Consider the following 26,499-nt stretch of genomic DNA (forward strand, 5'->3'; position numbering starts at 1 on the left):
GGGTCGTGACGATCTTGGACGACTGGTCCCGCCTACTGTGCAACGGTTGTTACCGACGCCAGATAGCACCCCAGCACAGCACGATGCCAACCCCACGGCCTGCGGGGCCCTCGGAGCGAGCGCGGTCGGAGGCACACAGCGCGGCCGGTCCGCTGCCGCGGGATATGGTCTGGCTCGCTGCCCTGCACCGCGCTGTCGCCGAAGGACAACAGCTCTCCTCGTCAGAGCAAGAGCTGCACCGCCGACGTGCCGGCGAGCCGTCCTCCATCGCCGCGATCAGATATGCGGAGCTGCTCGTCGACCTCGAGATTCGCATCGCTCGACTGACCGGTAAGGCGGCCGCCGAGGAACAGGCCGCGATCCGCGAGGAGTTGGCGCTCCGCCGAAAAGAAGCGGTCGACACCTTCCGCGCCGCATGCCATGCCCGGACTTCGCCGGCATCGAAGGGGTCGATCGAGGAACCGCTGGAGACGCGCGTCATTCGCGAGGTAGCACCGCATACCTTCGATAAGGCATTCACGAAGGCGCTGCGTCGCCGAGGTATACGCGTTGATCGGCGTGAGCCTCCGACCTCCGATCTCTGGCTGTGGCTCCAGAGGCAGGACAAGCGCCCCGTTGAGCTGCCGGCCGAGGTGACGCGCCTGAGAAAGCTGGACCGGGGCGACTTCACTCGCGAAGCCGTCGCCGATGTCAATCGGTGGGAGTGTGACCAGTCGATGGCACATCCCGCGATGGCCGAGCAGTGGGCGGACTGTACGGAAACGATCGTGGCGGAGCTTGTCCGAACCCGTCAGTCACTGGAAGCCGACCTGCCAGATGTACGCGGTGAGTACGACCTGCGGCGCTTACGTCGTGCTGGCGAAGCGTACGCCCGCGGCAGCGCCCGATGCCTGGAAGCCCAACTCATGGTCGCAGATTTGCATGCTCAAGCCAGCCGCATCTACCGGGCGCTGGGTGTGACGAAGGCGCGTGTGGCCGCTGCAGTGGAAGCCCAGATTGCCGTGAGGGAATATGACCCCACGCTCGCGCGGCAGGTCGATCGGGCGATCGACGAGCATCGGAAGATCTGTTCGAAGGATCTCCCTGGAGAGCGCCACGTCGGCTGCGCGTCGGCGCTCGCGCGCACGGTGCGCTCGCGACTGCAGCCGGTTGATCTGCCCGGCAACGCTCAGCGCGAAGAACGAGAATTCAAGGACCGGAACGACGCTGCCGAGGGGAACCACGAACAGGCCTCTGGCGACTCGAAACCGGCCGCACACCGGGAGGTGAATCAGCTCAACACCTTCACCTGTCCGGAGCTGCGTGAGCAGGTCCCGAAGGACGTAGCACGGGTCGTCGGCGTGGTGGACATCTCGTACAGCGACGTGGGGCGGTTCGGGTTCGCCTGGGTGACCGAGCACGGTGAAGTGGGGACCGGGGTCGACCGAGCTGTCAACATCCATGACGCCTGGCTTCATGCGCTGTGTCGTACCGTGCTCGACCTCGGCGGCGAGCTGTCCAGCGTCCACGTCGTCTGTCGTGACGAGCGAGCCGCATCTGTGCTGAGATTCGTCCTACACAAACGCCTTGTGCCTGCGGAGTTGGGATTCGCTGTCTCGGAGCGTACCCGTGATCTGCTTCGCTCACGGGTACCCCGCATCGGCAGAGTGTTCGTGTCTGTCGACACCTGTCCCCAGCCGCACCGCGGCTCAGCGGCTGCGCGACGCCTTGGAGTCGCGGCTTTGCGGTCGGCGCGGGAATCTCGTGGTGCCCAGATGGTGAAGTTGCTGGCCGACCAGATCTCTGATGAACTTCGCGAACTGGCGGAGTCTGAGTCTGCGCCGTCGCCACCGCTGAGGACCGTAGCCCAGCGGGTCTCCGACACCACTGATGCCGGAGAGATTCGATGGACCACGGCGGTAGGGCGAGCACAGATCGCCGGGAAGTGGTGTCCCCTTCCCGACGGGCTGACGACGCCTCCCGCCGATCGCGAGCGCCTCCGGATGCGAATCGACCACCGCGATCTGGCGGGCCGTGCCGCGACCGAGAGTAACGTCGAGGCCCGGTGCCTCGGCGGCCGGTGGGAGCTGCATGGAGTGGGCTGGCCGAACGACCTCCTACCCGGGACCCTGGTTCTCCTGAGGTGGCGTTCAAGGGAGGAACTGGTCCTAGCCACCACTGATCCGCTGCCCCGGTCGCAGCGGATCGATGACCTCACCTACCGGCATCGTTACGACATCCGCATGGTGGTCCGGGAGAATGCGCCTGGCGCGGATCAGGAAGGTGGAACGCTCGACCTCTCCGACACCGGATGGGTCCTGCGTACGCTCCGGAAGCTAGGCCATCTCAGCTCCGACGGCAGCGTGATCCTGGCCGAGGCGGCTCTGGTCAGCAACTGTCTGGAGCTTGGCCTGCCGTCGCACCGCACCAGCGGGATCCCCCCAGCCGTGCGGGATCTGATCCGGGATCGGCGCATCTCGCGCGTACGAGGAAGCCTGGATAAGAACGGCCTGCCCAGCTACCCGCCGCGGGCCGGCCAGCGACGAGTGGGACTCCTGCGCTTCGCCCCCAAGGTGGTGGATCTCGCTGCGGTCCCCAACCAGAGGCAAGAGGCACCGGTGTCACGCCGCGACCACTGGGTGGACGGATTCGTCCGGCGGCTTCCAGCAGGAGCGAAAGCCTCACCAGAACGGATCGAGGACCACCGTGAGGCGATGCGCGCCGCCAAGGTCGTGGATCATCCGCTTCCCGACGGCTTTACCTACGTGCGGCGGCACCGTCGCCGAACCCGTTGACCAGGCCAGGACAGCCCTCCTTCGAAACGAGTCTGACGAGCCTCTGGGCAAGATCGGATGAGCCGTGAAGCCGGCGGCATCCCAGGATCGGCTCTGCGGATGGGTTCGGTCATCGCTCGTCCACCACGCTTGGCATCGGTAGGCGGAAGGTACCAGGCCGCCGGGCACCAGGTTCGAGCCGACTGCGTTGAGCGGCTGATCAAGTCACCGCGCTGGGCACCTTTGGCGCAGCATTTCGGCTTCCGCGTCGTCTACCAGAATGGGCGTTCGACGTGACGATGCTTCCGGCGGGCTGTCGAGATACGACACAACGCTAGGTTCGGTCACGGTCCGTGGCTATCGTGGCGCGATGGGGGAGCGGCGCTGATGGATGCATCTTTTGACAGGGTGGCGGATTCGGCCGAGGAGTGGACCCGATCGTGGGCGGCGTCCATGTCGGAGCGGGCCGCGCAGGCGCAGGAGATGTCGCAGCGAGTCGCTGGCCTGTCAGTCTCCGCCACCGGCGGTGGTGGGGCGATAGAGGTGACGGTCGCTGGCTCAGGGATCGTCACGGACCTGCGGATCGATGACCGGTTGCCGGACTGGTCCGGGACGAGGATCGCGTCGGAAATCATGGCGACGATGCGTCGGGCCCAGAGTCGTCTCGCAGCGGCGGTGGCCGAGATTGCCGCGCAGACCGTCGGCGCCAACTCCGAGACCGCACGTGCGATCGTGGCGAGCTACGCCGAGCGTTTTCCCGAGGTGGATGACGACCGCGAGCAGGAACGCGACAACTCGCGGCGGGAGCGCGGTGGCTGGTGAGGCGGGCTTCGAGGTCGACAGCCAGGCCCTGCGCCGGCACGCCAGCAGTGTCGACGAGGTCGCCGAGATGGTCGATCAGAGCCGCCGGGCAGCCGGATCGGTGCAACTGGGCCGGCACGCGTACGGTCGGTTGTGCCAGCTCATCCCCAGCCTGCTCGACCCGGTCCAACAGGCCACGATCAGCGCATTGAGCGAAGCCACCGATGCCTTGCAGCGTACGGCTGACGACCTGCGTGCCACCGCGAGCCAGTACGACAGCGGTGATCAGGAGGTCTCCGCTCTCTTCGGCCACGGAGCCGGACGGTGAGCGAGTCGGCGAACCCGCTCATCGCGCTCCGCCAGGACAGCACCACCGCACTCAGCGGTGTGGTCATCGCCGAGGACATCGACGGTCTACTGGCGAGCTACGCCGGGGGCGGATGGATCGACACGGCGATCGGTGGGTTCGCCGTCTCGATGGACGCCCTCGCCTTCGTGACCGACCCGCTGGGTCAACTCGTCGCCTGGGGTGTGGGCTGGCTGATCGAGCACGTCAAACCGCTCTCGGACGCCCTCGACGAACTGGCTGGCGACCCCGACCAGATCGCCGCGTACGCCCAGACGTGGCGCAACGTGACCGGCGCGATCGGGGATTCTCGCGTCACCCTCGGCGACGCCGTCAACCTGCAGGTCGCCGGTTGGAGCGGCGCCGCCTCCGTCGCCTATCGACGGCACAGCCAGGAGCAGCAGGCCGTACTGGACGCACTCGCCCGGGCCAGCAACGCCATGTCCGAGATCACCACCGGTGCCGGGCTGCTCGTCGCGCTGGTCCGCGAACTCATCCGCGACCTCATCGCCGAGTTCGTGTCGGTGCTGGCCGTACGCCTATGGGTGTGGCTTGCCGAGGCCGGTGTCACGCTGGGGTTGGCCACTCCCTGGGTTGTCACCCAGGTCACCACCCTTGCCGCGAAGTGGGTGGCGCGCATCACCCGGTTGCTGCACGGACTGATCAGCAGTCTACGTCGATTGGCGCCGACCCTGCGCCGTCTCAGCGGGCTCATCGGCGAGTTGCAGGCCACTCTCCGTCGTCTCACGGACCGCGGTCCGGCGTCGTCGCCAGCAGCCGCCCGCGATACGCATCTGCTGCACTCCGATGCCGACCCGCTGAGAAAGTGGGGCGCGGCCCGCGAGACCCATCCGGAACAGTGGGATGCCGCAATTCAGGAGGCACGCGAGCTGGGTGTCGAGATCACCTTCCGGGAGGGCGGACTGGCCTACGGCCCCAGCCCGTCACCGGGGCAGCCGGGGCACCTGATCCTCGACCCGGATGCCTCGTACGGTGCGTTGCTGCACGAGATGCAGCACCTCCGCGAGGATCAGTCCGCAGGCTGGGTCGGGATGAGAGGCTGGTTCGAAGACCCGGTGGTGCGCTACGAGAACGAGGTGAGGGCCTACCAACAGGAGATCCGGTACGCGGAGTCCATCGGTGACCGTGACTCCGTCGAGCGACTGAACCAGTTGATCCGCGAAGAGTACGCAAAGATCTTTGGAGAAGAACCATGACCGTCCCCCAGCCGCCGAACATCACGCCACCTCCCGTGCGGCAGATGGGGAACGCGGAGCTGGCGGAGCTGATTAAGAGCGGTGGAGCGTACCGGGGGAAAGCCGTGTTCGAGCTTGTCGACCGCGCCAGCAGGGACGACGACGCGGCGACCAGGCTGGGTGAGTTGAGCAGGGTCCCCGGGTTGCGCGAGGATCGGGTGTTTCATTCGGTGTCGCTCGCGTGGGCGGCCATCATCGGGCTACTGGCCGCGGAGACGCCACATGCGCGAAGGGTCGCCTACGCCGCCTTCGAGGCCCTTCCGGCAACCGACCAAGCCGACCTTCTCGCGTACGTCAAGGCTGAGCGCATCGAGAACGCGCATCCTCGCCTCTGATCGCCTGGCCGGCGGCGGTGATCGGGTGCTCACCGGCTGCCAAGTGTCCACGCCGGGCAGCGGACCGCCGGCCGCAAAGGTCGGGTTCTACTGCGCCGTGCCGATGCGGGCGGCGAAGTCGTGCAGGTCGGGCAGCGTTCGCCGGCGGTCTGCGCTGAGCAAGGCGACGGTGAGGTGCTGCGCCCATGGGCGGTACCGGACTTCCTGCGGCGCGATCCGCTCGGCGGCCAGCAGGGCGCGGAACGACTCCGCGTACGCCCCGCGCCCGTGCAACGCGAGGGCATAGTCCTCCCAGTAGCGGGCACGTCGCTCCACGGTGCCCAACTGCTCGGGTCGCAACTCGCGTGCGTGATGCACCGCTGCCCCGAAGTCGTTGAGCACCCGGGCGACACCGATCCGGTAGAGCATCACGTCGACGTCGGCGAATCCATTGCCGGCCCCACCACGCCGCCCTGCCTCGTCGGCCTCGTGCAGCAATTCCGTCGCGGTGTCCCGTCGATCCGCGAGCGCGGCCGTGTACGCGGCCGTTGCCAACAGCCGTCCGTAGGCAGCGACCTGTTGTGCTGATCGGAGGCGGGTCGACTCGTCGAGGGCCTGCGCCGCGTTGATCAGAGTCTGCTGGGCGCGTTGCCCGTGACGGGTGCGCCGCAGCACAATCGCGGTGATCCGCGCCGTTTCGGCGTACAGCAGCGGATCGTCCGCCTCCCGGGCCGCGTGCCTGGCGCGGTCCATCGCCGACCACGCCATGCCGTTCTCGTGCAACTTGACCAGTACCTGAGTGGTCAGGTGATACGTCCGGGCCAGCGTCGCCGCGGCGGTCGGGCGTTGCCCATCGGTCGCCATCAGGTGGCTGGCAGTTGCCGCCGAAACCAACTGCGGCAGCCGGGCCGACAGCCTGGCGTAGCGACACGCGCGAAAATCGGACCAGGCATGGGCGAGCATGCTCCGCAACCAGCCAGGGTCGATCGAACCGGTCGGTGGCGGACTGTGACCGAGGAGGACGTCCTCGAGGCTGGTGACCACGCGGTCGGGTGGCGACGCCGGTGCGGGTGTGCCCACGGTGAGCGTCGAGCCGACCAGACCGGCCAGTCCGCCGAGCACCTCACGCCGTCGCACCGAATCCTCTCCCACCTCGTGCCGCGTTGCTTTACCGCGCACCTTATCGATCGGCGCAGTGGATTGGTGGATTGCGGGGCCGTTCATGTCCGTGAGCCCGAAGAGTTCGGGTGGGATGTCGAAGATCGCTGCCAGCCTTCGCAGCACTGTGACGTCCGTGAGCCGCTGCCGACCCCGCTCGATCCGGGACAACGTCGCCGCCGAGTAGCCGCATCGCTGGCCGGCCTCGGCCAGGGTCAGCCGTGCGGCGGTACGGGCGATGCGCAGCAGTGTGCCGAAGTCGCCCACGGCAGCAGCCTGTCTGGCCTCCGGAAGCGCAGACCATCGGAGCGCGCCGCCCATGGCAGCCTCCCACCGCCGCATCCTCACCGTCGAATGTCCGCCGTGAATGCCGCCTCACGCAAACCTCTTTCGTTTGGTGCACGAACTGGAGCCGGCGGCGTCCCGGGTTTGTTGTTCTGGTCGCAAGAGCAAGAGGCGGGAGGACTGATGGGCAGGGTGGAGAACGCCGGCAGCAGCCGGCGGGCCGAGTCGGTCGTCAACCGTACGCTCGCAACCGGCGCGATCGCTCTCGTCGCCTTGGTCGTGATCGCGCTAATCGGGGGTGAGGCGGCGGCGACCGCCGCCGTCGCTGCGGTCGGCACGATCGTCGCGGCTCTCGCCAGGCTGGTAAGGAGCTACCTCCGCCAAGCGGACCGGTCCGGTGAGTTGCCCTGACGGCTTTCTGACTCTGCGGTCAGCGTTCACGCTTCCCCGACCGCGATAGGGTCACTCACAGCATTTTCCCGGCTTCGCGCTGTCATTGCGTTGTGGAGAGACCTCGGGGGTTCTGGGCATGGCGACGGCCAAGCGGTGGGCGGTCCTGATCGGTGTCAACGAGGGCAGCCCCAGCATCGGCCTGCCGGCCCTGAGCTACGCGGAGAAGGACGCGACGGCGATGGGTACGGTCCTGCTCGACGAGGAAGTCGGCACCTTCCACGATGGCGAGGTGCACCTCTACACGGGTGCGGCGGCCACTTCGTCGGCGATCAAGAGGACGCTGCGGCAGATCGCCGTCCAGGCCAGCCCGTCCGACGTTCTGCTGGTCTATTTCGCGGGCCACTCGCTCGTACCGGAGTGGAGCATGCCGGACGACGCGTACCTGGTCACTGGGGATCTCGACCCGGAAACGCTGGTCCTTGAACCTGACCAGGGCCTGCGGATGTCGTTTCTCCGGCAGGACGTCTTCGAGGTGTTCGCCGGCACCTCGCTGCTCGTGCTGGACTGCTGCCAGGCCGGCAGTGACCTCGACGCCGGGCAACCGCACACGGAGGCGATGCGGACCTACCACACCCGGGTCGACCGGCACAGCGCGTTGATGGCCTGCCAGCGTGGGGAGGCTGCCCGCGAGAGCGCGCAACACCAGCATGGCGTACTGACCTATCACGTGCTTCGCGCACTCCGCGGTGCAGCCCAGGACGAGCGAGGGCGCGTTTCCTTCGCCGCGATGGCCGAGTTCGTGGCGCAGCAGGACATCGACCCACTTCCCGTGCAGTTCATGCAGACCTGGGGGCCGGCCGGACCACTTACCCAGCCGCCGGTCTCCCGGCATGACAAGGCGCTGATCACGTCGGCTACTCCCGGCACTATCGGGCTCTGCCGTAACCCCCTGGAGGATCAGGTCAACTCGATACTCCAACTGCTGGCCCGGGTGTTCCGCGGCGGGTCCAGACAGCCACGGCAGCAGAGCGGACACGACGGACGCCTGGAGATCATCCGGTATGCCCTCGATGCCGAGTCCGCCGCGATCGTGACGTTCACCGGGAACAGCCACGGCAAGGTCAACTGGACCCAGCACTTCGACAGCGACTTTTTGTCGCCCCTGCTGGAACTGGCGACCAGAGCAGCGGTGCAGTACCGCACGACCATTCCTGGATTCGTGGTCTCGCAGGATGGCCGACGCCAACTGTTCTGCGTGCCCCTGTCGTACGAAGGCGACCGCATCCTTACCCTGACGTTGGTGGACCCAGCGCTGGCCCAGCTCGACATGGGTGAGCCGTTGGCTGTCATGCTGCGCGCCATCTGGGACTCGAACCCGCTCGACGATCCGGTGCAGGCGGAGATGCGCGTGCTAACCGCACTGCGTACCTCCTTCGGTCGGTTGCCGGTCGTCCTCTACGAGCACGCGTTCAGCCTCTATCAGCAGCTGATCGGCAGCATGACCATGGTCTTTCAGCCCGTCGTCGAGTTGGACCAGCGGCCTTCCGGAGTCAGCGTCCAGAGCTACGAGGCACTCGCCCGCAGAGGCGACCAGCACCGCGGAGCACCGCTGCGGCTGCTGAACATGGCCTACGCCTGGGGAGACCGTTTCATCATCGAGCGCGACGCGCTGCTCGCCAGCAAGGCCATCCACTCGTACGCGCAGGCCGACGCGGACTCCGAATGGCAGGGCACCAAGCCGCTGTCCATCAATGTCGCCGTCCGTTCGCTGCTCAGTGATTCGTACCTGAACCAGGTGACGAAGGCGTTGATCGAGGCGAGTCTGAATCCGCGCGTGCTCACTCTGGAGATCTCCGAGCGGGACGCCATCGAGCCCGGCCCGGGTGAGCAGTGGCCGCAGGAACCGCTCGTGTATTTCCACAGCCGGCTGACCAAGCTCACCACCGACCTGAAGATCAATTTCGCAGTGGACGACTTCGGAGTCGGGTACGCGTCCCTGGCCCGCATGGCCGAGCTGCATCTGACCCAGATCAAGGTGGACCGGGCCGTGCTGCACCATCCGATGGCCCTTGAGGAACTCGCGCTCGTCGTCCAGGTGGCGGGATACGCGAGAAGCCTGGGCCAGGCACCCAACCCCCGGGCCGTGATCCTCGAAGGTTTCGACGACGAGTCACCGGTCCGGCTCCGGCACATCTACGAACTCGGGATTCACCACGTGCAGGGCTACTTCTGCGGTCAGGCGGCCGACCCGACCCTGCGCCCACTGCAGCCGGACGTGCAGGCGCGGATCGCTGAGCTGGTCACCGAGGAGTAGGGGTGGACTACTTCCCGTCGGGTACGGGATTTCCGCTGTTGAGCACCTCCAGAATCGCGGCGGCGACCTGCTCGATGTAGTCGATGGTCTGGGTGGTCCCGGCGCCGTCGATCGGGCGTTTCTGAGTGACGTCTTCCGGGTCCTCGTCGTACTCGTGAGCAATCTTGTGCCGGCGTTGCACGATCTGCCGGATCTGCTCCTGTACCTCTCTACCGGTGCAGGAAACGCCGTCCCCGCTCTGCTCGGTGAGTACCCGCGCCACCCGATCCCAGAACCCCTTGACGTCGTGAACGAGTCCGAAGCCGTCGCGGATCTTGTCGGGATTCTGGTAGACCAGGTGGCCCTGCTCGCGGAGTTGCTGGTCCAGGGCCTCCACGAGCGTCCTCGTGCCGGCCTGGACCTGTTCGACCAGGCCCAGCGAGATGCTGAAGGACGTGAACCCCTTCGGCTTCTGCACCCCCGGTTGGGCGACCAGCCGCAGCATCCGGGCGCGGACCTCCTGCCGGACCCAGTGGTCGAGCGCGGCGACGCTCTGCACCCACGCCGCCCGGTAGACGTCCGACACCTCGAACGCACCGACCTTGAGCTGGTCCAGATGCTGCCCGGCGGTGGCGAGGCTGCGCGCGTAGTCGAGGTTCCGCCGCAGGTTCGTGAACGGGATCGAGTCCGCATCCTGGCCCGGCGGGTCGGCCGGCTCGGGCTGCACCGGGCGATCGATCGTCGGCATCCGCTTGGCCTCGATGAGACGTTCGAGACGGGCGACGCTCTCCACCTGGTTAATCCGATAGACCGTGGTCAGTGAGGGCAGCGCGAGCAACTCGCGTTCCACGGATGCCCGTGGAACGTCGGTGCGTGCCCACGCCACGGATCGCGCGTGCCGGATGCCCGAGGGAAGGTCCATCCGATATTCGTAGGGTCCGGTCACCCGGCCGACGGCGACGTCGGGGCTGGTGCGCCGCAGAAACAACACGATGTCGCCCGCGGACATCTTCGACCGGAACGCGACCAACTGCACGGTGTAGCTCTCCACCGCACGCTGCTCGACCTCGGGGTAGGCGGCCCTAACCCGCTTGCGGACCTCGCTGGGCGAGGCTGTGGTGCTGAGGTCTCCCGCAGCGGACCAGCCGACCGCGATCAGGTTCTTGTCGAGGGCGAGTTCGTCGTAGCTGTCGTCACGGCCCGCCCGCACGATCCATGCTGTCGCCACCAGATCTCCTTCCGATCAGTCCGTGCTGGTGACGGGGAACTTCACGGGCTCGCTGTCCCACCGCTTCGACTCGATGCGAGGCAGCGCCGACAGCGGCTGCGACGTGTCCAACTCTCGGTCGAACACCGTCCTCCACTCCTCCGGTGTTCCGGTGACCAGGAACGGGCCGATGGTGATCTGCAGAGAGTCCTCGATCATCTCGACGGGGACGGACTCGCCGGCAATCGTCACGTCGCTGTCGATGCCAGCGATCCGAGCGGACTCGATGGCGCTGTCCAACTCGGCCATGCTTGCCCATCCAGCCCAGGAGATGCCATCGCCGGAGGCGGTGAAGACGATCCGACCGCCGTCCCGGAGGCTGCCATAGAGCGCGAGGTCCAGCGAAAGCCCGGCGCTGGGGTCGGCGTTCTCGACCGGTACCTCGTCCAGGAAGGCGGGACGGAAGCGGTCCAGCAGGGCGTTCATCGCCTCCGCGAGGAGTTGACGTCGAGCCTCCAGGAAGCGGGGGTAACCGTCCGGACCGCGCAGTGCCGCGGCCACGGGTACGAGGTGTTGCCTCAGCTCGTCCTCGTGCAGCGTGGGGAAGTACTCCGCTGGACTTCGGCCGTTGATCTTCTTGCTGGCCTGTGCGGAGATGAAGACCAGGTTCGCCAGGTCGTTGACCATCGCCTTGTCGAAGCGGGGATCGTCGAGCGTAGACGGTGGATGAACGTGGTGGTGCTCCAGTTTGGGAGCGTCCCCGGTGTCCGGAAGGATGTCGGTGCCGTACCACCAGTCGCGGGCATCGCGGGCCTTGGCCACGAGAAGGCTGAGGAAGAAGTAGGGGCTTTCCTTCGTCCGCCCTCGGAGCGCCCGGTCGGTCACCTCGGCGCGGGAGTTCTCCACGCTAAGGCCCTCAAGGAGTGCCCGGACCGGGTTGGGTTGCCGCGCGGACCGGATGTCCTGGCTGAGCCGAGTGTCGGTGGAGCCGCTGTAGCGGGTCCGGATGGTGGCGAGCAGGAGCCAGTAGATGATTCCGTTCGAGGTCTCCTGGTCGACCGCCTCCTCGGTGCGTTCACCGAGTAGCACGACCAGCGGGATCAGGACGATCATCGAGGGCAACGGGTCCGACCGGGTCAGCTTCAGCTCGTGCTCCAACAGCGGGATCAAACGTCGTAGGCCGCGCTTGACCACCTCCCAGCCGCGTTCGAGTTCGGCGTCTCCGGTCTGCCGCAGCTTGCTGTGGGACCACACCGAGAGACCACGTCCCAGCACCACGCCGGCCAGGGCGCGGGACAGGAAGTTGACGTCGATGTGTCCGTAGCCGTGACCCAGCCAATGTTGCGACTCGTCCTGGAGCTTGGTCAGCACACCCTTCCACCGGGTCGACAGGGTCGCCATTGCCAGGTCGAGGGTGCCGAGTCGACGGCCGCCGCTGTTGACCCGGACGAAGATTTCCGCGACCTCCTCGTACGGGAAGCCCTTGAGGACCTCCATGACGAAGTGCCGGTTGCGCAACTGCTTGATCCGGCCGAGCCGATCCTCGATTTCATGGTCTTCGAGAGTGGACCCCGCGTCGAGCAGTCGTTGCGTCAGGCGCAACATGCTGGCTTTCGGATCGAGCACGTCCGCCACCTTGACCCACTTTGGGTCGCGTCGGGTCGCGGCACTCTGGTTCTGGAACTTCTGGTTCTCCACGTGGAAGACGACCTGCGCGTCGGGGTGGTCGGTGAAGACCCGGTGCAGGGACGTCAGCCGCTGTTGGCCGTCGAGGAGGAACAGCGGAGGCTTGGAGGGTATCGGTTCGGGCCCGCTCACGGACATGTCCCGGATCTCTGGCGCGTCGTCGGTCTCCCAGAACAGCAGTGAGCCGAACGGGTAACCCCGATAGATCGAGTCCATCAGCTTGGCGACTTGTGTCGGCTTCCAGACATATTCCCGCTGGATCTCCGGAAGCAGGATCTCGGCGTTCGAGATCTCGTCGATCAGTTTTCCGATGGATCGTTCGATCCTGTCGACGTGCATCAACCAACCCCTTCGTTGCGCCAGCTCTGTGAATGCCGATCCCACCCAGGTAGGGGGCAGGGGCGTTGTCCCGCCCCCGGGCAAGCCGGCAGTTGCAGAAGGCAAGCCCGACTGATGTCCTACCGCGCCGCGTATCGGCCTGTCCACCCCATGATCAGCCGTTCCGTACCCTGCGGAATTCGGCCTGGATAGGATGTCCGGTCCTGCTGCATGGCCCGAGGAGTCGAATCTGCGGTCGGGCCTCGCGTCTATCGGAAACCCGTCCGGCCCCGGTAGGTACGGTGTTCGGCATGTCTTCGCCGCCCTCCGCGCTGTTGCTCCGAGACGTCATCGACATTCCGGAACGGACGAGCACGAGTGATTTCGTGCTCAGGCTCGCAGACAGTGTTGTCGACGCCGAGTCAACACTCCGTGACTATGTGATCACGGATAGATTGCTTGGCAACTTCGACGAGGCGCTCGGGCTGATCCGCTCTGCGGTCGAGGGACAGGCGTCCAAGGCCGCCTATCTGCACGGCTCCTTCGGCTCTGGTAAGTCGCACTTCATGGGGGTGTTGCACGCGCTGCTGCGCGGTGAGCCGGCGGCCCGGGGACGGGACGAGTTGGCCCCGTTGGTTGCCAAGCACAGCGTCTGGCTGGACGGCCGCAAGTTCCTGCTGGTGCCGTACCACCTGCTCGATGCCCGCTCGTTGGAGCAGCGGGTCCTCGGCGGCTACGTCGACTGGGTGCGGTCGCTGCACCCTGACGCGCAGATCCCGGCGGTGCACCGCACCGACGCGCTGCTGGAGCAGGCCGCCTCGCTGCGGGAGAAGATCGGCGACGCCCAGTTCATCGCCGGGCTGCCCGGTGGCGACGTCGAGGACGAGTGGGGCGAGAGCGAAACCTTCTGGACGCCGGATCGGCTCGACGCGGCATTCGGCGGAGCGTACTCCGACGAACTGCGGCGCAAGCTTGTCAACGACCTGCTGACCAGCTGGAACAAGGGCTTCTTCAGCAACGCCCGGGAGGACGCCGAGGCGTTCGTCTCGCTCGACCGGGGCCTCACCGAGATCAGCCGGCACGCCAAGGAACTCGGCTACCACGGCCTGATCCTCTTCCTCGACGAGTTGATCCTCTGGCTGGCCAACTCCATCGGTGACCAGCAGTTCGTCTCCCGGGAGATCCAGAAGATCACAAACTTCGTCGAGGGAGGCGACACCCGCCGGCCCATCCCGATCGTCAGCTTCATCGCCCGACAGCGTGACCTGCGCGAACTCGTCGGCGAAGAGGTGGTGGGCGCGAACGAGCTGAGCTACCAGGACACCCTCAACCTGGCCAGCGGCCGGTTCGACGTAATTAAGCTGGAGGACCGCAACCTGCCGGAGATCGCCCGTCGTCGCCTGCTCAAACCCCGCGACGCCACGGCTGCCGAAGCCATCTCCCGCGCCTTCGACGCGACCACCAAGGTACGCCGGGAGGTCTTCGACACCCTGCTCGGCACCGACTCCGGCAGCGGCGCCGACATCGACGCATTCCGGTCGACGTACCCGTTCAGTCCGGCCTTCATCTCCACCCTGGTACACGTCTCCAGCGCCCTGCAACGCTCCCGTACCGCGCTCAAGCTGATGCGTCAGCTTCTGGTAGACCGGCGCGACGTGCTGCGCCTGGGGCAGCTCGTACCGCTGGGCGACCTCTACGACGTGATCAGCGGCGGTGGTGACCAGCCCTTCACCGAGAAGCTCAAGGTCGAATTCGAGATGGCCCAGAAGCTGTACGACGTGAAGCTGCGACCGTACCTGCTCGGTCAGTACGGCCTCACCGAGGACGACCTCGACGCGGCTCGGCGCGGACACCCGGTCGGCGAGTCCGCCGGGCGGCTGCGGGCCTTCACCGGCGACGACCGCCTGATGAAGACTCTGCTGCTCGGCGCTCTGGCACCCAGCGTGCCGGCGTTGCGCAACCTGACCGCGCGCCGGCTGTCGGCACTGAACCACGGCAGCATCACCAGCCCGATCCCGGGCGGCGAAGTCGCCCAGGTGTCGCGCAAGCTCGCCGACTGGGCCGGCCAGTTCGCCGAGATCCGCATCAGCGAGGGCGACGACCCGGTGGTGTCACTGGAGTTGGTCGGTGTCGATGTCGACAGCGTGCTCGCCACCGCCAAGCACTACGACAATGAGGGTGCCCGTAAGCACATTGTCCACCGCCTGCTCTGGCAGCAGCTCGGCGTGCCATGGAGCGACTCGTTCTTCGCCGAGGTTGGGCTGACCTGGCGGGGCAGCCGGCGAGTGATCGAGATGGTCTACGGCAACGTCCGCGACTCCAACGACATCCGCGACGAAGCCTTCCACCCGAGCGTCCGGGACGGGTGGCGCATGATCATCGACTACCCCTTCGACGACGGCAGCCACGGCCCGGCCGACGACCGGCAGCGGGTGCAGGACCTGACCTCCCGGACCCATGCCCGCACCGTGTGTTGGATTCCCGCAGCCCTCACCGTGGAGCGCCGCAACGAACTGGGCAAGCTAGTCATCATCGACAAGCTGCTTGAGGGACAGCGCTTCGACAGCCACGCCGAACATCTCAACCCGGACGACCGGCGGCGGGCGCACGCCGCCCTGACCAATCAACGCAGCGCATTGCTGGCCAAGCTGCAAGGGGTGCTCCGCCAGGCGTACGGGCTGGCTGCGAAGCAGCCAAATGATGTGCAACTCGGCTTCGACGACCATCTGCAGTCGCTGACCCGGGCGTTGGAACCGAAGCTGCCAATGGGCGCCACCTTCAACGACGCGCTGCGCAGCATCGGCGACCAGATGCTGACCCATCAGTACCCGGCCCACCCCGACTTCGACCCGGACCGTAAGGGCGACCCGGTGCGACCACCGGAGGTCAAGGCCGTGTTCGGGTACGTCCAGCGTGCGGTCGAGTCGCCCGAAGGGCGGGTTGAGGTGGACCGGGCGCACCGGCTGACCATGCGCCGCATCGCCAACCCGCTGCGGCTCGGCACGATGCACGAGGCAGCCTTCGTGATCGAGCAGGAGTGGGTGCAGCACTTTCATCAAAAGGCCGCCAGCGAAGGCGTCACTGGCGAGCTGCGGGTCAGTGACCTGTTCAACTGGATCGACCAGCCGAAACCACGTGGCCTCGACCCGATCGTCGCCCAGTTGGTCGTGGCGACCTTCGCCGAGCAGACTGACCGCGCCTTCTACCTGCACGGCAGTCAGATCACCCCGGCGCCCGAGCCGGGTCGGATCACCACCGAGTACACGCTGCGGGAGGAGAGCCTACCCAGCGAGGATGACTGGAAGTCGGCCCACGCCCGCGCCGTGGCGATCTTCGGACTCCGACCACTTGACCTACGTCGAGGTCGGCTCGTCGCGATCTTCGGCCGGGATCTGGTCACGGAGGCGAACCGGTACCGCGTTGCCGCCCACCAACTCGCCGACCAGCTCGACGTCCACGCCGACCATCTGCGGCTCGACCGGGGGACCGGGCGCCTCGCCACGGCGCGCGCCGCCGCTGTGCTGCTCGACGCGTTGACGTCCGGCCGCTCGGCCAGGGAAACGGTCGAACGGCTGGCGCAGGCTGAACTTGCCGGACCGGCGGACCGTACCGGCAGGAGCATCACCAGTGCCGCTCAGGTGACCACCGCGCTCGCCGCCGCGCCCTGGGACACCTTCGAGATCATCGCTGGCTTGCCCGTGCCCTACGCGGATCGAGGCGCGGCGATTCTGGCCGAACTTCGTCGGGTCGCGCAGGCTGACGAACTGACCGCACCGCTTGCGCCGGCTCTGAGACGAGCGCAGAGCGACGCCACCGCGTTGCTTCGCGAGGCCACCGGTGGTGGCAGGACACAGGCCGGTTCGAGTGGTGGGGCAGGCGCCGGTACGGGCGGCAGCGCGAACACCGCGTCGGGGGGCGAGCCGACGAGGACCGGGGGCAGCCGCCGTACTGGGGTGAACGGTATCGACGAGGTTGTGGCTGACCTGCGCAGGTTCGCAGAGACCCATGGCGAGGCGACGATCGAGGTCAGTTGGAGAGTGGTGTCGTGACGTCGGCACCCGCGCCCACGCAGGCACAGCGGATCAACCCAGTGGCGCTGAGCCAGAAGGTGGCTCAGCAGCTCGATCGGCGCCGTGACGGTGAGGCGTACCCGGTCATGGTGATCGCGGCGGAGCCGACCTGGTCACACGAGCCCGTGCTGGCCCTGCCGGATGGTCGGCCAGTTCGGGTCGTGCCGTGCGTTTCGCCGCTTGCCATCTGGGAGCACCTCGTCGCCGACCGTGACGACGAGGTGCTGGTGTTGCTCACGGACATCCCCGAAACGAGCCTGAAACACGGATTGCTCAGTCGCGTCTTCGGCCAGCGCGTATTCACTGTGGAGCCGTGGGACCTGGTTGTTGACGCCTTCGGCGCGCAGGTACCCGACGCCGCGCTCGAGTCGGAACGGTGGGCCGGTCCGGCGCTGCTGGACGCGATGCCACCGGGTGGCTGGCCGCGATTGGCCACCACGGTGCTCACCCGTGAGGTGGCGCTGCGGCACCTCGCCGCTGCTCGTCTCGGTCTCGAGCGGCGGGGAGGTGGTGGGCCCGACGACCTCGATGTGGCCATGCTGCTGCGCTGGAGTGCCGAGCCGGGTGCGGTCGAGGCGTTCACACTGCTCCGGGCGGAGGAGCGCGTCGGCCTCGCGGGCTGGCTGGTCGAGAGGTTCGGTGGGCCGGCCCGCGCGCTGTTCGCGCTCGTCGACGGCGGTCGCGGCGTCGACACATTGCCCTTGGGTCTGGTCTGTGAAGCGCTGTGGAGCAAGGAGACTCCCGAGGCGGTACGGGCACAAGGGCGCGTCGACCAGTACTTCGGCGGTCTGCAGGATGACGCCGCGATCCGCGGACTCGCCGACGCTGCGGTGCAGATGGTAGGCGCGATGCTGACTGATCGTGACAAGGAAGTCCAGCGGCAGGGTCATGCGCTGCTCGACCGGGCTGAGCAACTGGTTGTCCAGTTCAATGCGGCCGGTAGCGTCGATCAGAGCCCGATTCTGCGGACCGGTTTCACCCGGCGGCTCACCGCGGCGGCACAGGCGTTGGCGGCTGGCATCCCCGGCACCGCCTTGGACGCGGCGCTGGACGCACTGGCTGGACATCACCTGGCGCAGGTGGAGTCGGAGCGGGTACTCCGAGTCAGGATGGCGCAGCGGCTTGTCCGGTGGCTCGGCTCCGACATCGAGAGCCCTGCGAGCGTCGCCGACGGGCTGCGGCGGCAGATCGCCGAATGGGGATGGGTCGACCGGGCCCTGCACCATGTCTGGGCGGGCGAGGAGGCGCACCCGGAGCTTCAGCGAGCGTTCCGGACGGTGTTCGACCGGGCGCAGCAACGACGCCGCGAACTCGACGGTGCCTTCGCCAACCGGCTCGCCGCCTGGGCCGCCGCCGGCCCTGGTAACGACGGCGACCTGCTGACCGTGGAGAACCTGCTCCCGCGGGTGGTCGACCCTCTGATCCGCGCCGAGCGGCCGGTCCTGCTCGTGGTGCTCGACGGGATGAGTGCCGCAGTCGCCGTCGAGTTGGCCGAGGAACTTTGCCAACACTGGGTCGAGTACGACCCCCTCGCTGGTGCGGAGCCCGGACGACGTCGTGCTCTGGTCGCGGCGCTGCCCACCCTGACGGCGGTGTCCCGGACTTCCCTATTCGCCGGAGCTCTGCGCTTCGGTACGCAGTCCACCGAGCGGCAGATGTTCGAGCAGGGGCGTTGGGGCCCCGGAGCGCGAGTTTTCCACAAGGGACCGTCTCGCGGCGTGGCCGGGCAGGTCTTTGCCGGGGAACTCGCTGAGGCGATGGCCGACCCGGGGCATCTGGTCGCTGTGGTGATCAACACGGTGGACGAGTCGTTGGCTACCGGTCGCGAGGGTGACGAGGCCGGGTGGCGGCTCAGCGATCTCGGCTTCCTCCGTAGCCTACTCGATCTCGCCCGGTCATCCGGTCGGGCGGTGCTCATCACCAGCGACCACGGCCATGTGCTCGAACACGGCGGCGAGCACGTCAAGACGGCCGACGCGGCGTCGGCCCGGCACCGCACCTCACCAAGCCCAGCAGGACCCGGCGAGGTGGAGCTGACGGGCCCGCGAGTGGTCGCCGAAGGGCAACGAATCGTCGCTCTCTGGGATTCCTCGCTCCGCTACCGCCCGAGCAGGGCCGGGTACCACGGTGGTGCCTCGCTCGCGGAGGTCACCATCCCGTTGCTGGCGTTTCTGGTGCCCAACGTAACCGACGTGCCGAAGGGCTGGGCGCCGGTGCAGGCACGGCACCCCGAGTGGTGGGAAGCCGCACCGGCGGCTGCCTCTGCCGAGACGGTCGCGCATCCACGGCCGACGCCCCGATCACGCAGGAAAGCCCCGGCCGTCGCCGGTGATGCGTTGTTCGACGTACCGCAACCGATGCCGGCATCAACCGCCGGACCCGTGACCGGAGCGGAACTGGTCGCGGTGTTGCTGGGTACCGAGCTGTTCCAGGCACAGCACGCGTTGACGCCTCGCCGGGTGGACCTCGGTAAAATCGAGGCCGCCCTCCGGGCACTGGTCGAGGCCAAGGGTGTGCTGTCCACGGCAGTACTGGCGCAGCGTGCCGGCGAACTACCGGCCAGAGCGGGTGGCTTCGTCATCACCTTGCAGCGGATCTTCAACGTGGACAACTACCCGGTGCTGTCGCTGATCGACGACGGACGTACGGTCCGGCTGGACATCCCGCTGCTGCGTACCCAGTTCGGGCTCCCGGCAGGTGTCGCGTGAACGACGCCAGTCCGGTACGACGGCGTCAGGTCATCGACGCGCTCCGTCGAGGTGCTGTTCCCGCTGCCGGCTTGGACCTGCTGGCCGTCGGGCTGGACCGATTCGTGACCACGGTCAGCGAAGACTTGGAGGCCGTCGCCACCGGCAACTCGGTGTTCAAGGCGATTCGCGGCGAATACGGCTCCGGCAAGACCTTCTTCACTCGCTGGATCGCGGAGCAGGCAAAACGGGCCAACTTCGCCGTCGCCGAGGTGCAGATATCGGAGAACGAGACGCCGCTGCACAAACTGGAGACGGTCTACCGGCGGTTGACCGAGCGGCTCAGCACCGCGACGTTTCCGCCGAGTGCGTTGCGAGCGGTGGTCGACGGGTGGTTCTACGCTCTGGAAGAGGACGTCCTCGCTGCGGGTGAGGTTGCGGCGGACGACGCTGACGCATTCGACAAGGCCGTGGGCGCTCTACTGGACCAGCGGTTGGCCACGGTCAGCCGTAGCGCCCCCGCCTTCGCCGCCGCGCTGCGCGGCTATCGCGCCGCCGCGCTCGGAGGTGATCCGGCCACCGCTGACGCAGTGCTGGCCTGGCTCGGCGGTCAGCCGCATGTCGCGGCCTCCGCCCGACGGGTGGCCGGTGTCCGTGGCGACCTTGACCACTTCGCGGCGCTCAGCTTCTTGCAGGGCCTGCTCGCGGTGCTGCGGGACAGCGGGCACCCGGGTCTGCTGCTGGTCCTTGATGAGGTGGAGACGCTGCAGCGGGTGCGCTCCGACGCCCGGGACAAGGCGCTCAACGCACTTCGACAGTTGATAGACGAGGTGCACTCCGGCCGGTTCCCGGGGCTGTACCTGGTCATCACCGGTACGCCGGCCTTCTACGACGGGCCGCAGGGGGTGCAACGGCTCGCCCCGCTCGCCCAGCGGCTCGCGGTGGACTTCACCACCGACGCGCGGTTCGACAACCCACGCGCGGTGCAGATCCGGCTGACCGGCTTCACCGTCGACTCCCTCATCGAACTGGGCATCCGGGTACGCGACCTGTACGCCGAGGGGTCGGCGGCACCGCAGCGGGTACGGGCTGTGGTCGATGATGACTATCTTCGGGAGTTGGCGCAGGCCGTTGCGGGTGGGCTCGGCGGCAGGGTGGGGGTCGCACCTCGCCTGTTCGTCAAGAAACTGGTGGGGGAGGTGCTCGACCGGGTCGACCAGTTTATCGACTTCGATCCTCGACAGCATTACGCACTCACGCTGACCGCCGCCGAAATGACCGATGTGGAACGAAACGTGACCAGGGCTGACGACATCGCCTTGGACGTCTGAATGTTCGCCGAACGGTTGCATCCTGTTGTGCTGCACCACGTCGTGAACTCCTTGCAGTGGTCGGCGCTTCGGCCATTGCAGGAGGCTGCCGTGCAGCCGCTGCTCGACGGGTACGACGCGCTGCTGCTCGCGCCGACCGCTGGCGGCAAGACCGAGGCGGCGATGTTTCCCCTGCTGTCCCGGATGGCCCAGGAGAACTGGTCGGGCACCAGCGTGCTCTACGTGTGCCCGCTGAAGGCCCTGCTCAACAATCTGCTGCCCCGAGTCGAGCATTATGCCGGCTGGTTGGGGCGAAGGGCGGCGTTGTGGCACGGCGACGTAACTATGGGGCGACGTCGCACGATCCTGCGGGAGCGGCCGGATGTCCTGCTCACCACGCCTGAGTCGATCGAGTCGATGCTGGTGAGCGGTGCCGTGGACCACGAGGATTTCTTTCGCGGCGTACGGGCGATCGTGATCGACGAGGTGCATGCCTTCGCGGGGGACGACCGTGGCTGGCACCTACTGGCGGTGCTGGAGCGGCTCAGTCGGGTGGCCGGCCGGCCGATCCAGCGGATCGGCCTCTCCGCCACGGTGGGCAACCCGGACGATCTACTGCGTTGGTTGCAAGGCTCAGGCCGGGACAGACGGCCTGCCCGGGTGGTTGCCCCGCACCTGGCCGCCCCGGTTACCACAGCGGCGCCGGATGACGTCGAACTGGACTACGTCGGCTCGGTGCACAACGCGGCCAGGGTCATCGCCGCGCTGCATCGTGGTGAAAAGCGGCTGGTTTTCTGCGACTCTCGGGCACTCGTGGAGGAGCTCGGGCAGCGGCTGCGTGCGCTGGGGGTCAGGACGTTCCTCTCCCACGCCTCACTCGCCCTGGACGAGCGGAGGCGGGCGGAGGAGGCATTCGCCCAGGAACGGGACTGCGTCATCGTCGCGACGAGCACCTTGGAACTGGGCATCGATGTCGGAGACCTCGACCGCGTCATCCAGCTCGACGCGCCGCGCAGCGTCGCCGCCTTCCTGCAGCGGATCGGCCGGACCGGGCGGCGGCCCGGCAGCAGCCGCAATTGCCTCTTCCTGGCCCTGGACAGCACGGGACTCCTGCATGCCTGCGCGCTGGCGCTGCTCTGGCGGCAGGGCTGGGTGGAAGCGGTTGTCCCGCCGGTCGAGCCGCGACACATCATCGCCCAGCAGGTTCTCGCTCTGACGCTGCAACGAAATCGGATTGGTGATCAACTCTGGGCGGGGGAGTGGAACGAACTCGCACCGTTCGACAAGAGCGCCGATGTCGTCGTTCGGCACCTGGTCGAACACGGCTACCTCGACTCGGATGCTGGGATGCTGTTCATCGGACCCGAGGCCGAGTTGCGATTCGGCCGCCGGCATTTCATGGACATGCTCGCGGTCTTCACCGCGCCGCCGCAGTTCACTGTGCTCTCCGGCCGCACCGAGATCGGCCGTACCGATCCGGCGTTGCTGACGGCGCGGGTCGAGGGCCCTCGGCTGCTTCTGCTCGGTGGACGCAGCTGGCGGGTCACGTACGTCGATTGGAAACGACGTCGGTGCTTTGTGGAACCGGCTGAAGGCGGTGGGAGAGCGCTCTGGATGACCGGCGGAACTCCCCAGGGTTTGTCGTACGAGATGGTTCGGGCCATGCGAGACGTGCTGCTCGGGACCGACCCGTCGGTCCGACTCACGCAGCGGGCGAGCAGTCGGCTGGCGCAGGTGCGGGATGAAGCGGCGTACCGGGCGCACCCGGGCAGCACCATGATCGTCCGGGACCGTGAAGGGGAAGTGCGCTGGTGGACCTGGGCCGGTTTCCGGGCCAACGCCACCTTGATCGCAAATCTTGATGGCCTCGCCGACCCGGGCCAGCGTTACGACGATGCGGCCATTCGGCTACGCTCCGACCTGGAACGTGGCATGTGGCGTACCGCGACGGCCGACCTGGTGAACCGGGTCTGTCTGCCGGAGGTGACCGATAAGGCCCTCGCCGGGTTGAAGTTCAGTGCTGCCCTGCCTCCGCGGTTGGCGACCGCCACGCTCGCCGCGCGGCTCGCCGACGTGGATTCCGCCGTGTCCGTCCTCCAGGAACCGGTCCGATTTGCCTATCTGTGACCGTCGCGGGTAAGCGTACGATGTCGTTCCATGTGCGTGGTCACGCCGTCCGGGTCCACTGTGCGCAACTGACCGACCGGGCTGTCGTCGCCGACACAAAGGTCGACTCGTCAGTCGTGCTCGGTAACCGCGTGCCGCCCTCTGTGGCCTGGTCGGAGGTTGCGCGCCCCCTTTGCTCTGTTTCAACCCACGCACCAGTTTCAGGGCGAACCTGCTGCGTCGGTTGAAGCAGAGCAAAGGATGGGAGAGGGTAGGCGGTTCCTCGTCCACATCCCCTCGTGGCCGACGGATTGCCAAGCGGAGCGGGTGCGCACACGCCGCACGCCGCGCGGTCCAGCCCCGACCGGGCGCACTGGTGGGGCCGTCGGTTGTCGGCGGCCCCACCAGGTCGGCGCGAATGTCCCGGGACTTGCCGGGAGGCCTCGTCAGTTGGCGTACGTCTCGAACTCGGCGACCCTCGGGGTGCCGGTCGAGCTGGTGATGTCGAAGGTGACCTTGCGCATCGACGTCCTGGTGAAGCTGATGACGCCCGCGCCGGTGCCGGAGGCCAGGACCGCGCCGGTGTCGTGGTTGAGGACCCGCCAGTTCCGGATGTTGCCGGCGGAGCCGGACGCCTCCCGGATGTTGATCCTGGACACCGCGGTGGCGGAATCCCACTTGATGGAGATCTGGCCGGTCGCGCCGCTCGGCGACCAGGCGGTGTTCATGTTGCCGTCGCGCACGTCACCGTAGCTGGTGCCGCTGGCCTTGCTGGAGCCGTCGGAGCCGGCCCCGATGCTGAGGTTGGTGCCGCTGGGCTGACTCGGCGTCGGCGTCGGGTTGCTGGTCGGGGGCGGGGTGGTGCTGGTCGGCCCGGGCGTCGGGCTGGTCGGCCCGGCGGTCGGGCTCTGCGGCGTGCAGTTGCCGTTCGAGGTACGGATGCCCTTGTTCGCACCGGCGGTCTGGCTGACGATGCTCGGCACGCAACTGGCCGAGTCGAGGCGGTACGAGTACGGAACGCTGACGCTGGTGTTGGACGTCGGGTTGGGGCCGGCCGGGTTGGTGTCGCCGCCCCGGCTCGACCAGGTCACGTTGTCGAAGATGTTGCCGCTGACCTGCCAGTAACCGGCCTGGTCGGTATAGAAGGTGCCCAGCACGTCCTTGGAGTTCTGGAAGTAGTTGTTGTCCACCTTGGCGCGGGCACCGGCCCGGGAGTTGATGCCGGACTCGTTGATCCGGGAGAAGTGGTTGTTGAAGATGTGGGCGATACCGCCGCGCAGCAGCGGCGTACGGGAGTCGATGTTCTCGTACAGGTTGTGGTGGAACGTGACATTGCCGTTGGAGGTGTCGCTCTCGCTGGAGCCGATCAGACCACCCCGGCCGGAGTTGCGCAGGATGCTGTAGGACAGCGTGACGTACTGGGTGTTGTTCTTCATGTCGAACAGCCCGTCGAAGCCCTGCGACTCGCCGCCGGAGGCCTCCAGCGTGACGTGGTCGACCCAGACGTTGCGGACGTTGGCCTCCATACCGATGGCGTCGCCGCCGTTGGAGGTGGGCGAGCCCGACTTCTTGACGTTCCGGACGGTCACGTTCTGGATGATGATGTTGCTGGCCTCGCGGATGTGGATGCCGATCTGGTCGAAGACGGCTCCGTTGCCGACACCGAGGATCGTGATGTTGCTGATCTGCTTGAGTTCGATCACGTCGGCGGCGGTGTTGCAGCTCGAACCGGAGACCTTTGTGGTGTTGCCGTGGTTGATGGTCCCCTCGACCTGGATGATGATCGGGGTGCTGCTGCTGGCCCGGTTGCACAGGGCCGCGTGGATCTGGGTTCCGCTGGTGGCGCGTACGGTCTGCCCGCCCGAGCCGCCGGTGGTGCCACCGTTGCTGCTCGCGAAGCCGGTGGCGCTGCCGACCGCGGCGGACGCCTGTGGCGTCGTCAGGGCCACGCAGATTGCGGCTGTCGTGGCGGTGGCGGCCAGCCCTGCGAGGAGTCGGAGTGTGACTGGTCGTCTCATCCTCGTCTCACCTTCCTGTTAGTGGTGGTGGCGGAAAGGAAGGGGCCCTCTTACGTCTGAGATGGAGCAGGGCCCCTGTTGACACCTGGGTTACAGCGGCAGACGTTCCGCGCCGGCGAGGGGGCCGACGACCAGCGGCACCAGCGGAGCCGGCAGCACCGGTCCGTGCCGTAGCGTCGGCGTCCAGCCGGCGTCGGGGTTCAGGTCGGGTTCGTGTACGGCGTTGTACGCGGCCACCAGGTCCACCGGGCGGGACGGCCCGTCGGCCGGGTCGACCCAGTTGCCCCGCGCGGTGATCGCGGTGCCACCCCAGTCGTAGAGCAGGTCGGCGGCGTCGACGCCGGCACCGAGGGTGAAGTGGTTGTTCTCGGCGTACACCGCGGACTGGACGCCGACGCCGATGGCGTACTCGAAGCCGTCCCCACCGAGCCGGTAGGCGTTGTTGTAGACGTCGACCTGACCGAAGCGGACCCGGGGCAGCCGTTGGAGTCCGCCGTCGAAGAGGTTGTGGTGCAGGGTGACGTTCAGCCGGCCGACGTCCGGGCCGACGGTGTTGGACGAGCCGATCAGCATCAGCTTGTCGCGTCCTACGAACCGGTTCCACGAGGCGGTGACCAGGCTGGCGGTGTGGGTGATGTCCAGGGCCCCGTCGTGCACCTGGTGCGGCCGCCCGAAGTGGAGTGGTTGGGCGCTGTCCGGGTTGTCGCCGTCGGTGAACGTGTTGTGGTCGATCCAGACGTTCTCGCTGCGGCGTACCGAGAGCAGGTCGTACTGCGAGTTCCAGTTGCCGGCCGCGCCGTCGGTGGGGGACCAGGCGGGGAAGCAGTCCCGGGCGTCGTCGAAGGTGACGTTGCGAACGATCACGTTCTGCGCGCGGTCGATCATCAGGGTGAGGCCGGTCAGCCGCGCCCCCCGCAGTCCGATGATGGTGGTGTTCGGGCCGACGTTGATCTGGGTCTGTCGGGTCTGGTTGGTCACCGACCGCACCCGGGCTTCCTCCAGCGGCCCGCTCGGCGTCACCCGACCCCACACCGCCGGGTCGTACGCGGCCAGGTACGCCTCCAGCGAGTACCCGGGGTCAGCCAGGTCGGTGCAGTCGAGCAGCCGACCATCGGTGGCCTCGAAGCCGTCGACGCTGCCTCTGACGTACACGATCTTGGGGGTGGCGTTCGTCGCGTTTGTGGCGTTGTCCCCGCCGAGCGCGGCGACCAGTTCCGCACGGCTGCTCACCACATGGATCTGGTCGGCCGAGGCGGCGGAGCCGCCGGTGGTGCCGGGACCGGCGGCTGCCCAGCCGTCGCGGGCGGGCAGGGTCTGTCGGCCCAACTGGCGGGCCAGCAGTGACAGCGGTGCCGTGGCGTCCCGCGTGAGGTGGCTGCCGGAGGGCACGTCCGGGTGGCTCGACGGTCGTGCCACGGCGGCGGTGGGTACGGCGGTGGAAGCGATAATGATCGATGCCGCGACGGCGGCAAGTCTGCGCATCAGCTCGTTCCGTTTC

The 26,499-nt window shown here is 67.6% G+C and carries 17 protein-coding genes; 11 read left to right on the forward strand and 6 right to left on the reverse strand.

Annotated elements, in window-relative coordinates:
- Positions 1-164: 164 nt before the first annotated feature.
- Entirely contained in the window at positions 165-2,774 is a 2,610-nt protein-coding gene (locus Vlu01_RS04860) for a hypothetical protein (RefSeq protein WP_203994540.1), read from the forward strand.
- On the opposite strand, the gene Vlu01_RS28050 is transcribed toward Vlu01_RS04860, so the two are convergent.
- The gene (locus Vlu01_RS28050; protein ID WP_444543438.1) at positions 2,661-2,942 is read right to left on the reverse strand and encodes a hypothetical protein; all 282 of its coding nucleotides are present in this window, start codon (positions 2,940-2,942) and stop codon (positions 2,661-2,663) included. The two genes, Vlu01_RS04860 and Vlu01_RS28050, sit on opposite strands and share 114 nt — an antisense overlap.
- 198 nt (positions 2,943-3,140) lie before the next feature.
- Between Vlu01_RS28050 and Vlu01_RS04865 the strand changes: the two genes are divergently transcribed.
- From Vlu01_RS04865 to Vlu01_RS04880, 4 genes are read left to right on the forward strand one after another with little or no spacing between them, the layout of a single operon-like run.
- Entirely contained in the window at positions 3,141-3,575 is a 435-nt protein-coding gene (locus Vlu01_RS04865; protein ID WP_203994547.1) for a YbaB/EbfC family nucleoid-associated protein, read from the forward strand.
- A complete protein-coding gene (locus Vlu01_RS04870) occupies positions 3,565-3,882 on the forward strand; it encodes a type VII secretion target (RefSeq protein WP_203994550.1) in 318 nt (105 codons plus the stop codon). The genes Vlu01_RS04865 and Vlu01_RS04870 overlap by 11 nt, the downstream gene beginning before the upstream one ends.
- On the forward strand, positions 3,879-5,117 hold the full coding sequence (locus tag Vlu01_RS04875; RefSeq protein ID WP_203994553.1) for a WXG100 family type VII secretion target: 1,239 nt from the start codon (positions 3,879-3,881) through the stop codon (positions 5,115-5,117). The genes Vlu01_RS04870 and Vlu01_RS04875 overlap by 4 nt, the downstream gene beginning before the upstream one ends.
- Positions 5,114-5,491 carry a hypothetical protein gene (locus tag Vlu01_RS04880; protein ID WP_239095700.1) on the forward strand — a complete coding sequence of 126 codons (378 nt, stop codon included), beginning with the start codon at positions 5,114-5,116 and terminating at the stop codon, positions 5,489-5,491. The genes Vlu01_RS04875 and Vlu01_RS04880 overlap by 4 nt, the downstream gene beginning before the upstream one ends.
- 87 nt (positions 5,492-5,578) lie before the next feature.
- Here the strand turns inward: Vlu01_RS04880 and Vlu01_RS04885 are convergent, their stop codons facing one another.
- Positions 5,579-6,895: a helix-turn-helix domain-containing protein gene (locus tag Vlu01_RS04885; RefSeq protein ID WP_203994556.1), complete on the reverse strand. Its 1,317-nt coding sequence runs from the start codon at positions 6,893-6,895 to the stop codon at positions 5,579-5,581.
- A gap of 201 nt (positions 6,896-7,096) precedes the next feature.
- On the opposite strand from Vlu01_RS04885, the gene Vlu01_RS04890 reads away from it, so the two are divergent.
- Together Vlu01_RS04890 and Vlu01_RS04895 are read left to right on the forward strand one after the other, a co-directional pair.
- Entirely contained in the window at positions 7,097-7,324 is a 228-nt protein-coding gene (locus tag Vlu01_RS04890) for a hypothetical protein (RefSeq protein ID WP_203994559.1), read from the forward strand.
- Positions 7,325-7,442: 118 nt separating this feature from the next.
- Positions 7,443-9,620 (forward strand): EAL domain-containing protein, encoded by a 2,178-nt coding sequence (locus Vlu01_RS04895; protein ID WP_203994561.1) that lies wholly within the window; start codon positions 7,443-7,445, stop codon positions 9,618-9,620.
- Between the two features lie 7 nt (positions 9,621-9,627).
- Here the strand turns inward: Vlu01_RS04895 and Vlu01_RS04900 are convergent, their stop codons facing one another.
- Both Vlu01_RS04900 and Vlu01_RS04905 read right to left on the reverse strand, forming a co-directional pair.
- On the reverse strand, positions 9,628-10,827 hold the full coding sequence (locus Vlu01_RS04900; RefSeq protein WP_203994563.1) for a restriction endonuclease: 1,200 nt from the start codon (positions 10,825-10,827) through the stop codon (positions 9,628-9,630).
- Positions 10,828-10,842: 15 nt separating this feature from the next.
- The gene (locus Vlu01_RS04905) at positions 10,843-12,831 is read right to left on the reverse strand and encodes a GmrSD restriction endonuclease domain-containing protein (protein ID WP_203994565.1); all 1,989 of its coding nucleotides are present in this window, start codon (positions 12,829-12,831) and stop codon (positions 10,843-10,845) included.
- Positions 12,832-13,121: 290 nt separating this feature from the next.
- Here Vlu01_RS04905 and pglY point away from each other — a divergent pair, with 290 nt between their 5' ends.
- From pglY to Vlu01_RS04925, 4 genes are read left to right on the forward strand one after another with little or no spacing between them, the layout of a single operon-like run.
- Positions 13,122-16,859 carry a BREX-2 system ATPase PglY gene (gene pglY / locus Vlu01_RS04910; protein WP_203994567.1) on the forward strand — a complete coding sequence of 1,246 codons (3,738 nt, stop codon included), beginning with the start codon at positions 13,122-13,124 and terminating at the stop codon, positions 16,857-16,859.
- Positions 16,856-19,588, forward strand: a complete 2,733-nt coding sequence (gene pglZ / locus Vlu01_RS04915; RefSeq protein WP_203994570.1) for a BREX-2 system phosphatase PglZ — start codon at positions 16,856-16,858, stop codon at positions 19,586-19,588. Before pglY ends, pglZ begins: the two co-directional genes overlap by 4 nt.
- A complete protein-coding gene (gene brxD, locus Vlu01_RS04920; RefSeq protein ID WP_203994572.1) occupies positions 19,585-20,898 on the forward strand; it encodes a BREX system ATP-binding protein BrxD in 1,314 nt (437 codons plus the stop codon). Before pglZ ends, brxD begins: the two co-directional genes overlap by 4 nt.
- Positions 20,899-23,004 (forward strand): DEAD/DEAH box helicase, encoded by a 2,106-nt coding sequence (locus tag Vlu01_RS04925; RefSeq protein WP_203994581.1) that lies wholly within the window; start codon positions 20,899-20,901, stop codon positions 23,002-23,004.
- A gap of 425 nt (positions 23,005-23,429) precedes the next feature.
- Here Vlu01_RS04925 and Vlu01_RS04930 read toward each other — a convergent pair whose 3' ends face one another.
- Both Vlu01_RS04930 and Vlu01_RS04935 read right to left on the reverse strand, forming a co-directional pair.
- Positions 23,430-25,001: a pectate lyase family protein gene (locus tag Vlu01_RS04930; protein ID WP_203994584.1), complete on the reverse strand. Its 1,572-nt coding sequence runs from the start codon at positions 24,999-25,001 to the stop codon at positions 23,430-23,432.
- A gap of 90 nt (positions 25,002-25,091) precedes the next feature.
- A complete protein-coding gene (locus Vlu01_RS04935; RefSeq protein ID WP_373307283.1) occupies positions 25,092-26,486 on the reverse strand; it encodes a pectate lyase family protein in 1,395 nt (464 codons plus the stop codon).
- Between the last annotated feature and the right edge of the window lie 13 nt (positions 26,487-26,499).

The sequence above is a fragment of the Micromonospora lutea genome, from assembly GCF_016863535.1.
Taxonomy (GTDB): Bacteria; Actinomycetota; Actinomycetes; order Mycobacteriales; family Micromonosporaceae; genus Micromonospora; species Micromonospora lutea.

Coding starts and splice junctions, on each gene's coding strand:
- Vlu01_RS04930 (WP_203994584.1), bottom strand. CDS start 25,001: ATGAGACGACCAGTCACACTCCGACTCCTCGCAGGGCTGGCCGCCACC.
- pglY (WP_203994567.1), top strand. CDS start 13,122: ATGTCTTCGCCGCCCTCCGCGCTGTTGCTCCGAGACGTCATCGACATT.
- Vlu01_RS04925 (WP_203994581.1), top strand. CDS start 20,899: ATGTTCGCCGAACGGTTGCATCCTGTTGTGCTGCACCACGTCGTGAAC.
- Vlu01_RS04860 (WP_203994540.1), top strand. CDS start 165: ATGGTCTGGCTCGCTGCCCTGCACCGCGCTGTCGCCGAAGGACAACAG.
- Vlu01_RS04865 (WP_203994547.1), top strand. CDS start 3,141: ATGGATGCATCTTTTGACAGGGTGGCGGATTCGGCCGAGGAGTGGACC.
- Vlu01_RS04880 (WP_239095700.1), top strand. CDS start 5,114: ATGACCGTCCCCCAGCCGCCGAACATCACGCCACCTCCCGTGCGGCAG.
- Vlu01_RS04905 (WP_203994565.1), bottom strand. CDS start 12,831: ATGCACGTCGACAGGATCGAACGATCCATCGGAAAACTGATCGACGAG.
- Vlu01_RS04890 (WP_203994559.1), top strand. CDS start 7,097: ATGGGCAGGGTGGAGAACGCCGGCAGCAGCCGGCGGGCCGAGTCGGTC.
- Vlu01_RS04895 (WP_203994561.1), top strand. CDS start 7,443: ATGGCGACGGCCAAGCGGTGGGCGGTCCTGATCGGTGTCAACGAGGGC.